Origin of the sequence: Pedobacter mendelii (assembly GCF_014635725.1) — a bacterium.
Lineage (GTDB): Bacteria > Bacteroidota > Bacteroidia > Sphingobacteriales > Sphingobacteriaceae > Pedobacter > Pedobacter mendelii.
The window spans coordinates 1-12,799 of sequence record NZ_BMDJ01000010.1 but is presented as its reverse complement, the minus strand read 5'-3'; the positions used below and the strand labels follow the sequence as shown (position 1 = coordinate 12,799).

Here is a 12,799-nt window from a genome sequence, read left to right as displayed (position 1 = left end):
TAACATTTACTAATTAAGCGTAAAATTAATATTGATGTTGTATTTTACACGTACAGGTTTACCATTCTGGATTCCCGGAACCCAACGAATACTATTTTTTAGTACACGTTTTGCTTCCTCATCAGTTCCGCTACCTAAACCGCGGGTAACCTGAATATCTGTAAGTTCACCATTACGCTCAACAACAAAAGATAAATAAACTTTACCCTGAACATTGTTTTCCTGAGCCATTGGAGGGTATTTAATTGCTTTACCTAAATATTCATAAAACTTTTTCATACCTCCTGGATAATCCGGTTGTTTCTCAATGCTAACAAAATCATAAATTTTATTATCATCAACAGCAACTGCAGCCTCACGTTTAGGACCTTCACCAACTGGCTCGGCAATAACGATGTCAGCAGTCGGGTCACCTTTAATATCTTTCTGACCTGGATCTGCCTCTTTCAATTTTTCAACTGTAGGAGGTTCCTCATTTACTTCGATATCCGGTTTTACAATCGGAGGTGGCATTTTCACCTGATCCACTTTTGGTGGTGGTGGCTCTACCGGTGGTGGTGGCGGTGTTTCTGGGTTAACCGGTGGTGGTGGAGCTAAAACCACTTCTTGTGCTTTCAACTGCTCTTCTTCCGGAATTGCCCCTTTAATTAAACTGTAGATTTTTGGAGCGAAAAACATCACCAAGAATACAACTGAACCCCACAACAGGGCTTTCGCTGTATTACTAGCACTACCTTTTCTTAATTGGTAAGCGCCATAAGCTTTGTTTTTATCAGCAAAAACGACTTCCAGCCATTCTTTTCTAAATATATCTAACTTTGACATAATTCCTGATTTTATTAATTATAAAATTCCCTGCTCTTTCATGAAGGCCTTTTCACTATCTAAGATATTATCATCATCAATCTGACGAGATTTAACCTTAAGAATTTCCAATTCATCCATCATATCAACGAAATTTTTAAAGTTTGAGCCAGATGTAGGCTTTACCAAAACGGTAAATTCTCCTGCAACACCCGAAGCGTTTGCTTTAGTTCTATTTTCGTTAATTGATTTTTCAATTTGAGAAAAGGATTCGATTGTTGGAGCACTTTTTCCAGCTTCCCCCATATACCAGGCTACTTTATCGTTTTTACCCAATAAAACAGTCATGGTTTTGGTTGCTTTTAGTGCCAATCTGTTCTCTGGCAAATCATCTTCCTTATCTGGCTTGGTAATATCCATTGCTTGCGGCGTAGATATCGATGTAGTTAAGATAAAGAAAGTAACCAAAAGAAACATTAAATCCACCATCGGAGTCATGTCGATCCTTGGTGTGGCTTTCTTCCCGCCTGTGTTTAATTCTGCCATTTCTTAATTCGTCTTTTTAGCCTCTGCGTTTGTAACTAACAGAAACTTGTTAACCTTTTGTTTTTGCAAGATATCAACAACCTTCTTCACTGTAGGATACTCCTCTTTGGAGTCTCCTTTAATACTGATTCTCATATCAATATTGTTCAGTTCTTTAGTCGCTTTACGGGCATTTAAAACCCAAGCGTTTAATTGATTGTCTGTAGAATCTGTAGGGATACCTGTTTGTACACCTGGCTTCATGCGCTCATCGCCTGCCATTGCGATAAACTGTTTTAAGCTAGATACAGGAACGCCAAATGATGAGATTGAAGAAAATCTTTTAATCTCATCTGGTGTGAAAGTAACTTTATACTGTTCACCCATTAATTCTAAAGTTCTTGCCCTTACTTTATTTCCTGCTACTTCAAAGAAAACCTTTTTTTGGCCAATTGTTAATATGGCATTATTTTCTGCTGGCACCTTAAATTCATACGTTGATGAAGGAGTAGATACCGCCAGTGGTTCTGGTTGCCTTGCTGTAGCAGTTAAAATGAAGAAGGTAAGTAACAGCGCAGCAACATCACACATGGCGGTCATATCTGTTACGGTACTTGTTCTTTTAACTTTAATTCTAGGCATAATTTTTTTACTAGTTTTTAATAATGATGATCTTTTTTCCGGTTTTCCATAAAACCGGTAAAAATTATTTCAAAATTCTTACTTATGTGAACTAGCGTATGTTTGAACGATGCTAAATCCTGCTTCGTCAATTGCATAAGTTAATTTATCAATTTTAGAAGTTAAGATGTTGTACATAATAATTGCTAAAGTAGATACAGCGATACCCGTCATTGTATTAATTAACGCCTCAGAGATACCTACCGCTAATGCTGATTGATCTGGAGCACCGGAGTTTGCTAAACCAGCGAATGCACGAATCATACCAGTTACAGTACCTAATAATCCGATTAATGTACCAATTGATACTAAAGTTGCAATAATTGTTAAGTTTTGCTCTAACATTGGCATTTCTAAAGCTGTAGCTTCTTCAACTTCTTTTTGGATAGCAACGATTGATTGCTCAACATCCATATTTGTATCAGCTTCAACTTCACTATATTTTTTCAAGCCAGATTTAATCACCGCAGCAACTGAACCTTCTTGTTTATCGCATTCTGCTTTAGCAGCTTCGATATTACCCGAGTTTAGTAATCCTTTTACTTTAATGATAAAAGTATCTAAACTAGTTTTACCGCTTGCTTTACCGATTACAATTAAACGCTCGATAGAGAAAACAATTACAGTTAATAATAAACCGATTAGAACGGCTACGATTGGACCACCTTTATAAGCTGTACCCGGATAGTTATTAGGTAATGGTAAATTGTTGTGGTCTCCTCCGATAAAGTTGCTAGAAGCTCCTAATACGAAATTCCAGATCACAAATCCAATAACGATACAAATTGGAATTACAAGTGTTGCAAATACATTTGAAGCGCTTGACGAGCTTTCTTTTTTAACAGTTGTTGGTTTTGGTGCGTTTGCCATTTTTTTTTAATTTTTAGTTTTAGTTCTTGTTTTTAATTTTTAGCTTTTTTTACTTTTGTAATAAGCACAACGTAAGTTTACTTGGTTTTGTTGCGAAAACAAATTTATAAATTGATTTTAAATTACAAATTAATAAATCAATAAACAATTAAATCGTTACTTAACTTTTTAGTTTACGGTCGATACTTGGGCATATAACAAAAAAATTGCCTCAGCCGGAGGCAATTCTTTCACAATAAAAACTAAAAAAAAATCGAATTGCAAATTTTTTGGCTAAAAAATGCATTTAAAACTGCATTTAACACATTTTTAACGCTTCTTGTATGAATTTTGGTTCATTTGCCTCTTCAAACTGTTTAAAATTCTTTGTAAAAGCATCTGCAAGTTCATAGGCTTTCAAAAAGTATTCTTCTTGATTATTCCATGTTTTGGACGGGTCTAATATTTCATCAGGAACGTTAGGGCAATGTAAAGGCATCATTAATTTAAATACATGGTGCTGTTTATAATTGTTGTGATTAAGTTCTCCGTTTAAAGCGGCAGTAATCATTGCTCTTGTATAACTTAATTTCATGCGTTTACCAACCCCATAAGCTCCACCACTCCAGCCTGTATTAACAAGCCAAACATTTACGTTTTGCTCTTCGATTTTTTTGCCTAATAATTCAGCATATTTTGTAGGATGTAAAGGCAGAAATGCTTTACCAAAACAAGCAGAAAAAGTTAATTGAGGCTCCGTTATACCTGTTTCTGTACCTGCAACTTTTGCTGTGTAGCCACTTAGGAAGTGAAACATTGCCTGTTCTGTATTTAATTTCGATATTGGTGGCAATACTCCAAATGCATCAGCAGTTAAAAAAAAGATGTTTTTTGGTGCTGAAGCAACTGAAGGTAAAACAGCGTTATCAATATAACCAATTGGATAAGCAACTCTGGTATTTTCCGTTTTTTCGATATTTGAAAAATCAACCTCATTACGCTCTGGATAAAAATTAACATTTTCAAGTAAAGAACCAAATTTTATGGCTTTATAAATTTGAGGCTCTTTTTCTAAAGTAAGATCAACGCATTTTGCATAACAACCTCCTTCAAAATTGAAAATAGAATCTGTACCCCATCCATGTTCGTCATCTCCTATCAATGCTCTTTTCGGGTCGGCAGATAAAGTGGTTTTACCAGTTCCGGAAAGGCCGAAAAAAATTGCAGAGTCTCCTTGCTCGCCAACATTTGCCGAACAATGCATAGAAAGCGTATTTTTATACACCGGCAATAAAAAATTTAAAACTGAGAAAATTCCTTTTTTAATTTCGCCTGTGTAGCCTGTTCCGCCAACTAAAATCATTTTCCTTGTAAAATTGATGATTGAAAAGTTTTCTTGTCTGGTTCCATCTACAGCGGGATTAGCAAGAAAGCCAGGTGCCGCAATAATTGTCCACTCGGGCCTTATGCCTAAATCTTTTTCTTCAGGTCGAATAAAAAGATTTTTAGCAAAAAGGTTTTGGTACGCCGTTTCGGTTATAACTCTTATTGAAATGGAATAATCCGGATTGGCACATGCAGATGAATCCCTTACAAAAATTGTTTTTTGATTTAAGTAATCTGTCATTTTCATTAACAGACCATCAAAATTTTCAGGACTAAATTTGATGTTAACATCGCCCCACCAAACAACATCATCGGTAATATCATCGCAAACAATGAATCTATCCTTAGGCGATCGGCCAGTAAATTTTCCGGTATCAACCGCCAAAGCACCTGATGATGCTAAAGTACCTTCATTATTTTGCAGGGCTTCCTTTACTAATTCGGCAGCTGACAATTGATATTTTACACTCAAACCCGACTTCAGATTTAAATAGCTTAAATCTGGTGCTTGTAGTTCCATTTTGCTCATAACAATAAGTTAGTTAGTGGGAGCAAATGTATATAGATATTTTATAAAAAAACTAATTTTTAAAAGGCTATTTTTACATATTGTAGCTTATACACTATGACATAAAACACTGTAAACAAACGGTTTAAATACCAAAAAAAGCTATCTAAAATATTAAAAAAATACACTAAGCAATGAAATTATCCACCAGCTTTTTTTACTTTATATCCTTCTTTTTGTAGAACAAGCATAACCTTATCTCTTACATCTCCCTGAATAAGAACTTCTCCTTCTTTAACTGAGCCACCAACACCACATTTATTCTTGAGCATTTTACCCAAAACTTCTAAATCTTCGGCTTTTCCTTTAAAGCCTGTAATTAGCGTTACAGCTTTGCCTCCGCGATTTTTCTTATCGAGCATTATCCTTAAATCTTGTTGTTGATTTGGACTTGTTACAGTATCATCAACCTCTTCTTGGTATTCAAATTCAGGATTTGTTGAATACATAATTCCTCCTAAATCACTTAAACTATTTTTTTTTGGTTTCATAATTTTTTTAGAAGCCGGTTATGGAACAATTACCTCTAACGATAGCGGATTTACTGCAATTTCTATTTCTTTACCCATTTTTAAAGGTTCTCCATCAACATGAACCGGACCATCTTTTTGACGTGTAATTCTGATATTTTTTCCTTTGATAATTTCTATCATATCTGACTTTTCTGCAGTTCCCTTTAACATAACGTAACTTAAAATGGGTAATTTTATTATGGAGAAAGGTTTTATTATACAAACATCAAGTAAGCCATCTTTTACTGAAGCATTTGGTGAAATATAAACATCATTACCATATTGAGAGGAGTTTGCAATGGTTACAGCAAAAGCTTTTCTTACGTATTCTACTCCATCAATATTTAAATTATAAATTTCGTCATTATAACTAAAAACCTCTTTCAAACTTAGCTTTACATAGCCTGCCAAACCACGTTTTTTATCTTTAGAAAAGGCTGAGCTCAAATGTGCATCAAATCCCAAACCTGCCAGGTTAAAAAAAGATTTATTATTAAAAGTAGCAGAATCAATTTTATCTGTTTTTAAATTATTAATTACTAAAATTGCTTCTTTTAAATTCCGCTGTGGAATATTTAAAAACCTGGACAAACCATTTCCGGAGCCAAGTGGAATAATTCCCATAATTTTTTTGTGTTCGAGTACCTTAGTCGCAACCTCATTGATTGTTCCATCACCTCCTGCTGCCACAATTATGTCAAAATTTTTATTTATTGCTTCTTCTACAATTTCGGTTGCATGGCCAATGTATTCGGTCAGTCGGAAGTTTGCATTGAACTTTTCCTTATCCAAATACCTGTCTATAAGTGTTGGAATAGTAGATTTTGCCTTCCCACCGGAGATAGGATTAATAACGAATAAAATGTTGATTTTAACTTGCAAAGCTTAAGATTGAGGTTACAAAATAATCTATAATTTTTGAAATAAAGAAAATATGCTAATTTTGTATTAATTAAAGTGGACTGATTTGCGATGTTTCTATAACTGGAACGGGATTGCTACCACTCAAAAAAAAGTGCTAATACCTACCTATATACAAGCAAACCTGTTTACAGGGAACATTAGCGCTTATTAAATTGTTTAATTTCATCTTAATTTATTTAATAAATGTCGTATTTATTTACTTCAGAATCTGTATCTGAAGGTCACCCTGATAAAATTGCCGATCAAATTTCGGATGCTTTAATTGATAACTTTTTAGCTTTTGATGCTGAATCGAAGGTTGCTTGCGAAACTTTAGTAACAACCGGGCAGGTTATTTTAGCAGGTGAAGTAAAATCAAAAACTTATTTGGATGTGCAGCAAATTGCTCGTGATGTAATCAAGAAAATTGGTTACACTAAAAGTGAATATATGTTTGAGGCTAATTCTTGCGGTATTTTATCCGCAATTCATGAGCAATCTCAAGATATTAATCAAGGGGTAGACAGAACGAATAAAGAAGAGCAAGGTGCTGGAGACCAGGGTATGATGTTTGGTTACGCAACTAACGAAACTGAAAATTATATGCCACTGGCTCTGGATTTATCTCATGCCTTATTAATAGAATTAGCTAATTTGAGAAGAGAAAATGCTGAAATTAATTATTTGCGTCCGGATGCAAAATCTCAAGTAACCCTAGAGTATTCTGATGACAATAAGCCCCAACGAATTGACGCTATCGTAATCTCAACCCAACATGATGATTTTGTTAAGCCTAAATCTAATTCAAAAGAAGATAAAGATGCTGCAAATGAGGAAATGCTGGTAAAAATTAAAAGTGATTTAATTTCAGTTTTAATTCCCCGAATTAAAGCAAAATATCCACAATATGCCCATTTATTTAATGATGAAATCACTTATCATATCAATCCGACAGGTGTTTTTGTTATCGGCGGACCTCATGGCGATACCGGTTTAACAGGAAGAAAAATTATTGTTGATACCTATGGTGGAAAAGGTGCTCACGGTGGTGGTGCATTTTCGGGTAAAGACCCCAGTAAGGTTGATAGAAGCGCAGCTTATGCAACTCGCCACATTGCAAAAAACTTAGTTGCCGCTGGTTTAGCCGATGAAGTTTTGGTGCAGGTAAGTTATGCGATTGGCGTTGCAAAACCTACATCAATAAATGTTGTTACTTATGGCACTTCTAAAGTGAATTTAACTGACGGAGAAATAAGTAAAAAAGTAGAATCTATTTTTGATATGCGGCCTTACTTTATTGAGCAACGCTTAAAATTAAGAAACCCTATTTACAGCGAAACTGCTGCTTATGGCCACATGGGTAGAAAGCCTGAAACAGTTACAAAAACTTTCAGAACACCAAATGGTGAAGAAAAAACGGTTACTGTGGAGTTATTTACCTGGGAAAAATTAGATTTCGTAGATAAGATTAAAGCTTCATTCAGTATTTAAATAACCATATTTCATACAAAAGCCCCGGTGTAAGTCGGGGCTTTTTTTTACAAGCCGTTTGTTTTCATAAAAAAGGCAATCAAGTTTCTCCAATCACCTAAATAAGTTATTACGAACAATTACTTTACTGATTCAATAACACCGCAACCAATTCTTGGCCCTGAATTACCTGTTGGTTGGGTAGTGTAATCATCAGTTCCACCATGAACAATAATGCCACGACCAATAATACTTTTTAAGTCGCCATCTTTCACATTCCATCTATCAGTAGTTACAGATACTGTTCCATGCCCTTTAGAATCTAATTTAATATTGCCGATATCGCCAGAGTGATAGGCTGCAGAACCCCATTTACCATGATTCTCTTTAGTAGGATTCCAATGACCATGCGTATTCATACCCATATCACCACAGTCACCATGCTCGTGGAAGTGTACGGCTACGTTACTATCGGCCTTTGATGTAAAATTTATTTCTAAATCCATTTTTATTTCTCCGTTGCTTAATTCGTAAAATTTAGCATTACCAATGGTTTTGGTATTATCAGCAGTTTCCGTTAGTGTAGCGGCTGCAATTTCTTTTTCTGTTTTAGTACATGCGCTTAAAAAAGCCATGCTCGCAACAGCAAATATTAAAAGATATCTTTTCATAATATATAATTTAGTTTGATGATTAACAGATTGACAATCATTTAGTTTTCAATATAAATAAAATAGCAAAACCATTTACGTTACCGCTTGTTTGATTAATACTAAAATCTTATAACTATGGAACAGCCAACTGTAATGAATACTTTGAGTCAAATTTTAGAGAAATTGAGGCTGAAAGGAAAAGATAACGAATTAAAAATGACTGATCATGGCAAAATGCAAAGCCAGGCTGGTAAAATTTATAAACCCGAAGATTTAACAATAGTAAAAACTTATAGATTTGAGGGGGATTCAGATCCGGCAGATAATTCAGTTCTTTATTTATTAATGGATAAGGATATGCAAATCGGTTACATTATTGATGCTTACGGCATATATTCGGATAATGATGGGCCAGGTTTTGACGATTTCTTAAAGAAAATCCCAACCGAAAACAGGGATGAGCAGGAATTATTTAATTAAATAAAACCTACATATAATTTTAGAGGCGCATACATATCTGTGCCTCTTTTTTGTTTACAGATTTTTATACCAATTAACTTCATTTTACAAAACAACTAAATAACTTTGATTTTAAAATAAACAATTCGTTTTATAAAGTTTTACATCAGAATATTAACTTTATGCTCTTATCAATTCATCCTTGAAAATATTTAATTTAGTTTTTTGTATTCTATTTTTAGTTTCGGCAGCGCTTCAATACAATGATCCTGATCCGTACATTTGGGCACCAATTTATCTTTACGGCGCATGGTTATGTTATCAAGCCTTTATAGGAAAATACAATTTAAAAGCTTATCTATTTGGCATTGGTATTTATGTAGTTTATGCATTGTATCTGTTATTTGATAAAACTGGAGTGCTAAATTGGTATGAGGAGCATGATGCGGAAAGCATAGTACAAAGTATGAAAGCAATAAAGCCTTGGATAGAAGAAACTCGTGAATTTGGTGGGCTTATAATTCTTATTGTAGTTTTATCAATTAATTACTTCTTTTATCGGAAAAGCCGGTTAATTGGTTAACGAATTTCATTTCGCCATCATTTGATGCTCTAAAGATTGAAGCCAAGTGCTTTTACGCTCAACTATATCAAATGCATAAGTTATTAAAACGAATACGACTAATGCAATAAGAAAAGACACCATCATTTTGTTACTCGATTCAAGTTGATGAGGTGTTCTACCTTGACCCATAATTCTGTTTTAGAGGAGTAAGAATTAAAAAAAATCTATTTTTATTCAGATTTAGCGACGACAATAATATGTATTTGTTTGCACGTAAATCAGGTATTTTCGAAAAAATCGATAAATCGCAGCTAATGGTAGATGAAATCATTTGTTTAATAGAAAACCAATTTAATTCTTTGTATTTGCAAGTTTAAAATGCTGATAGTTCAAAACTTTTTACAATAAAAAAGGTTAATCAAAAACTAATTTTAAAATCTTTGAAAAATTTCAAAACCATAGCCATATTAGGTGGAGGACCGAGTGGCCTATTCATGTTAAAAAGAATTGTAGAATCGGGTTACACCGCCATTAGTATAGATATTTTCGAAAAAAACGCTCAGCTTGGCGCCGGAATGCCTTATAGCAACATGGGTGCAAATGATGAACATATTACAAATGTATCAGGAAATGAAATACCTGAGTTAGTAACATCAGTTTCAGAATGGGTTACCAAATTACCGCAAGAAACTTTAAACCGTTTTAACATAAACCCTGAAAAGTTTAATGATTACAAAGTAATGCCACGATTACTTTTCGGGCAATACCTTTCAGCACAGTTTGATTTATTGAAACAAAAAGGAAAAGAGCTTGGGATAGCTATTGATATTCAACTAAATACTGAAGTTACCGACATAATCGATCATCCTGAAGAGGATACGGTATCGGTAGAATTTAAGGATAAGCCAAGCAGAAAATATGATAATATTATTATTTGTACGGGACATAACTGGCCTAAAAAGAACGAAGGGAAAATACCAAATTATTATGATTCCCCATATCCACCAGCAAAATTAAAGTTTAAAGTAAATCATCCGGTAGCCATAAAGGGCTCATCACTTACCGCAATTGATGCAATAAGAACTTTAGCCAGACATAACGGTGATTTTGTCTTAGACGGTTCTGGCAAATTAAAATACAACGTTTCAGAAGATAGTAAGGATTTTAAACTGGTTATGCATTCTCGCAGCGGTATGTTGCCAGCAATAAGATTTCATCTTGAAGATTCTCACCTTTTAAAGGATTCTATTTTACCAAAAGAGGAAGTATTAGCGAACCAAGCACAAAATGATGGTTTTTTATCTCTAGATTTTGTATTTGAAAGAAATTTTAAACAAATGTTTATTGAAAAGGAGCCAGAATTTTATGCCAAGATTAAGGATATGAGCATAGAAGACTTTGTGGCTTCTATGATGGCTTTAAGAGAAAACCTGGAACCATTCCAACTTTTAAAGGCTGAGTATATCGAAGCTGAAAAATCAATAAAACGCAAGGAGTCTGTTTACTGGAAAGAAATGTTGGCAGTACTAAGCTTTGCTATGAATTACCCTGCAAAACATTTTTCGGCCGAAGATATGTTAAGACTTCAAAAAACACTAATGCCATTAATTTCAATCGTAATTGCTTTTGTTCCTCAAAGTTCGGTTGAAGAAATGATAGCATTGCATGATGCAGGAGTTTTAGAACTGATATCTGTAGGTGATGACAGTAAAGAAGAACCAAACCATGCGGAAGGTGGCGCAATTTATCATTATACTACTGATGAAAATCAAAAACAATCTGTAAACTTTAAAACTTTTGTTGATTGCGTTGGTCAGCCACACCTTCCCTTTAAAGATTTTCCTTATAAAAGTTTGTTGGGTAACGAAACCATAAGCAAAGCAAAACTCAAATTTAGATACGCAGACAAAGCACAAAAAGCTTTTGGCGAACAACAGGAGAATGTAGAAAGGTATAACCACGAGGATTATTATTTAATTGTTCCTGGCATTACTATTAACGATAATTTCCAAGTAATGGACAAATATGATGCTTTAAACGAGCGGATTTATATTATGGCTGTTCCTTACATCGGTGGATATAACCCAGATTATTCTGGCCTGGATTTTTGTGAAGCTGCTTCAGCAACAATTGTTAAAAGTTTGCTCAAACCTGAATAGCAGTTAAGTGTTACCTTTATTCTTTCACATAATTTAATTAAGATGAATACTGAGCATTTTCCTGTACCCAAACTATATATGCTATTACTAGGTTCTAAAGCACCTAAAAGAAATGTAGAACAACATGATTATTTTTTCGGTATTGCTACATCCTTAAAAGAACTTGTGCCACAGATTAAAGCATTTTGGCCAGAAGCTGGCACAAGCATACACGTAGACGGCTGGCGGGAAGTAAATCATGTTGAAGGCTATTCTGTTAAAATTATTCCAAGGGGTAAAACTTCCCTTCCATCGGTTAATAAATTATTTTTCATTAACCTTGGTGGTTATCAATCTAATATTTTAGAAGAACAGCATTATGTTGTGTTAAGCGTAAACTCCGATCGGGCACATGCTGTTAAAGAAGCTAAGAAAACTGTTTTTTTTAAAACCAATACCATTAAAGGTGCAAATTCTCATATTGACGAAAAGTATGGAATTGATGTTGATGATATTTACAGAATCGAGGATATTCTGGATGTAAAACAGAAGGAAGAATACCACATTCAGATTGAACCGGAAAGCAACTTACCCGAAGATGAAATACATTTAGGGTATTTTAAGCTGGATAAGCTATAAATGGATACTTAGAAAACAAAAAACCTTTAATCTTGAAGGTTTCTGGTGATCCCGCTGGGATGTGAAATTCATTCAATTTTCAGCGTTAATCTGATTTTCTCCGAAATACTTCCCTAATAACTAATTTTCAATCAAAAGTTGATCATAAATGTTTTCTAACTTTTTTAGGTGCATTTAAGGGTGACCATGTAACGATCTGCTTAAATTTTGGAATCAACAGTGATTACATTAAAAAAGAATTGCAGCAAATAATTGCTAATTTTCTTGAAGTGAATAAATCCGTAAATAAAATAAAAACAAATGAAAATCAATTAATTTTTCTTTATTATCCAAACAATTCATATATCACCCACAAAGTATCATTACCCCAAACAGATATACATTATCAAAAAAATTGAGATGAGCCTAAGAGTGGCAATATCAGAATGCATGTTAGAGGAGTTAAGTTCAATAGATGCCTCAAATATAATTTATACTCTTATTTTATATCTTCATATATGTTTAACTAAAATTGCTTTTCCCAATTGTAATCAGTAAGTTAATCTGCACAAAAATCGGCAATTAAGAATACACCAAAAACGGCAACAAGAGTGCGCAAAAAAACGGCAGGATAATTAAACCCCACCGTTTAATACGACCTTCATCGG

General features: G+C 34.1%; 14 protein-coding genes. 5 read left to right on the top strand and 9 right to left on the bottom strand.

The features are described 5' to 3' along the window. Positions 1-9 precede the first annotated feature (9 nt). The 7 genes from IEV50_RS15525 to IEV50_RS15495 form a co-directional block, all read right to left on the bottom strand. Complete coding sequence (locus IEV50_RS15525; RefSeq protein ID WP_188416055.1) at positions 10-825, bottom strand: energy transducer TonB; 816 nt, start codon at positions 823-825, stop codon at positions 10-12. 18 nt (positions 826-843) lie between these two features. Beyond that, a complete protein-coding gene (locus IEV50_RS15520) occupies positions 844-1,350 on the bottom strand; it encodes an ExbD/TolR family protein (RefSeq protein WP_188416053.1) in 507 nt (168 codons plus the stop codon). 3 nt (positions 1,351-1,353) lie between these two features. Continuing rightward, the gene (locus IEV50_RS15515; RefSeq protein WP_188416051.1) at positions 1,354-1,971 is read right to left on the bottom strand and encodes a biopolymer transporter ExbD; all 618 of its coding nucleotides are present in this window, start codon (positions 1,969-1,971) and stop codon (positions 1,354-1,356) included. Between the two features lie 78 nt (positions 1,972-2,049). Beyond that, positions 2,050-2,880, bottom strand: coding sequence for a MotA/TolQ/ExbB proton channel family protein (locus IEV50_RS15510; RefSeq protein WP_188416049.1), 831 nt, complete (start codon positions 2,878-2,880; stop codon positions 2,050-2,052). Between the two features lie 298 nt (positions 2,881-3,178). Continuing rightward, entirely contained in the window at positions 3,179-4,774 is a 1,596-nt protein-coding gene (pckA, locus tag IEV50_RS15505) for a phosphoenolpyruvate carboxykinase (ATP) (RefSeq protein WP_188416047.1), read from the bottom strand. A 179-nt stretch (positions 4,775-4,953) separates the two neighbouring features. Continuing rightward, positions 4,954-5,304 carry a translation initiation factor gene (locus IEV50_RS15500; protein ID WP_188416045.1) on the bottom strand — a complete coding sequence of 117 codons (351 nt, stop codon included), beginning with the start codon at positions 5,302-5,304 and terminating at the stop codon, positions 4,954-4,956. Positions 5,305-5,322: 18 nt separating this feature from the next. Further along, positions 5,323-6,207, bottom strand: coding sequence for a diacylglycerol/lipid kinase family protein (locus tag IEV50_RS15495; protein ID WP_188416043.1), 885 nt, complete (start codon positions 6,205-6,207; stop codon positions 5,323-5,325). Between the two features lie 225 nt (positions 6,208-6,432). On the opposite strand from IEV50_RS15495, the gene metK reads away from it, so the two are divergent. After that, a complete protein-coding gene (metK, locus tag IEV50_RS15490; RefSeq protein WP_188416041.1) occupies positions 6,433-7,719 on the top strand; it encodes a methionine adenosyltransferase in 1,287 nt (428 codons plus the stop codon). Between the two features lie 119 nt (positions 7,720-7,838). On the opposite strand, the gene IEV50_RS15485 is transcribed toward metK, so the two are convergent. Next, the gene (locus IEV50_RS15485) at positions 7,839-8,369 is read right to left on the bottom strand and encodes a superoxide dismutase family protein (RefSeq protein ID WP_188416038.1); all 531 of its coding nucleotides are present in this window, start codon (positions 8,367-8,369) and stop codon (positions 7,839-7,841) included. 117 nt (positions 8,370-8,486) lie between these two features. Here IEV50_RS15485 and IEV50_RS15480 point away from each other — a divergent pair, with 117 nt between their 5' ends. Both IEV50_RS15480 and IEV50_RS15475 read left to right on the top strand, forming a co-directional pair. Beyond that, positions 8,487-8,831: a hypothetical protein gene (locus tag IEV50_RS15480; protein WP_188416036.1), complete on the top strand. Its 345-nt coding sequence runs from the start codon at positions 8,487-8,489 to the stop codon at positions 8,829-8,831. A 181-nt stretch (positions 8,832-9,012) separates the two neighbouring features. Further along, the gene (locus tag IEV50_RS15475) at positions 9,013-9,393 is read left to right on the top strand and encodes a transmembrane 220 family protein (protein ID WP_188416034.1); all 381 of its coding nucleotides are present in this window, start codon (positions 9,013-9,015) and stop codon (positions 9,391-9,393) included. Between the two features lie 6 nt (positions 9,394-9,399). Here IEV50_RS15475 and IEV50_RS15470 read toward each other — a convergent pair whose 3' ends face one another. Then, the gene (locus IEV50_RS15470; RefSeq protein WP_188416032.1) at positions 9,400-9,564 is read right to left on the bottom strand and encodes a hypothetical protein; all 165 of its coding nucleotides are present in this window, start codon (positions 9,562-9,564) and stop codon (positions 9,400-9,402) included. Between the two features lie 251 nt (positions 9,565-9,815). Here IEV50_RS15470 and IEV50_RS15465 point away from each other — a divergent pair, with 251 nt between their 5' ends. Then, positions 9,816-11,534 (top strand): FAD/NAD(P)-binding protein, encoded by a 1,719-nt coding sequence (locus tag IEV50_RS15465; protein WP_188416030.1) that lies wholly within the window; start codon positions 9,816-9,818, stop codon positions 11,532-11,534. A 42-nt stretch (positions 11,535-11,576) separates the two neighbouring features. Then, positions 11,577-12,152 (top strand): DUF1543 domain-containing protein, encoded by a 576-nt coding sequence (locus tag IEV50_RS15460; RefSeq protein WP_188416028.1) that lies wholly within the window; start codon positions 11,577-11,579, stop codon positions 12,150-12,152. Positions 12,153-12,799 lie beyond the last annotated feature (647 nt).

Bases quoted from the DNA above. Each gene is read 5' to 3' on its own strand.
- IEV50_RS15525 (WP_188416055.1), bottom strand. From the start codon at position 825: ATGTCAAAGTTAGATATATTTAGAAAAGAATGGCTGGAAGTCGTTTTT.
- IEV50_RS15520 (WP_188416053.1), bottom strand. From the start codon at position 1,350: ATGGCAGAATTAAACACAGGCGGGAAGAAAGCCACACCAAGGATCGAC.
- IEV50_RS15515 (WP_188416051.1), bottom strand. From the start codon at position 1,971: ATGCCTAGAATTAAAGTTAAAAGAACAAGTACCGTAACAGATATGACC.
- IEV50_RS15510 (WP_188416049.1), bottom strand. From the start codon at position 2,880: ATGGCAAACGCACCAAAACCAACAACTGTTAAAAAAGAAAGCTCGTCA.
- pckA (WP_188416047.1), bottom strand. From the start codon at position 4,774: ATGAGCAAAATGGAACTACAAGCACCAGATTTAAGCTATTTAAATCTG.
- IEV50_RS15500 (WP_188416045.1), bottom strand. From the start codon at position 5,304: ATGAAACCAAAAAAAAATAGTTTAAGTGATTTAGGAGGAATTATGTAT.
- metK (WP_188416041.1), top strand. From the start codon at position 6,433: ATGTCGTATTTATTTACTTCAGAATCTGTATCTGAAGGTCACCCTGAT.
- IEV50_RS15485 (WP_188416038.1), bottom strand. From the start codon at position 8,369: ATGAAAAGATATCTTTTAATATTTGCTGTTGCGAGCATGGCTTTTTTA.
- IEV50_RS15480 (WP_188416036.1), top strand. From the start codon at position 8,487: ATGGAACAGCCAACTGTAATGAATACTTTGAGTCAAATTTTAGAGAAA.
- IEV50_RS15470 (WP_188416032.1), bottom strand. From the start codon at position 9,564: ATGGGTCAAGGTAGAACACCTCATCAACTTGAATCGAGTAACAAAATG.
- IEV50_RS15460 (WP_188416028.1), top strand. From the start codon at position 11,577: ATGAATACTGAGCATTTTCCTGTACCCAAACTATATATGCTATTACTA.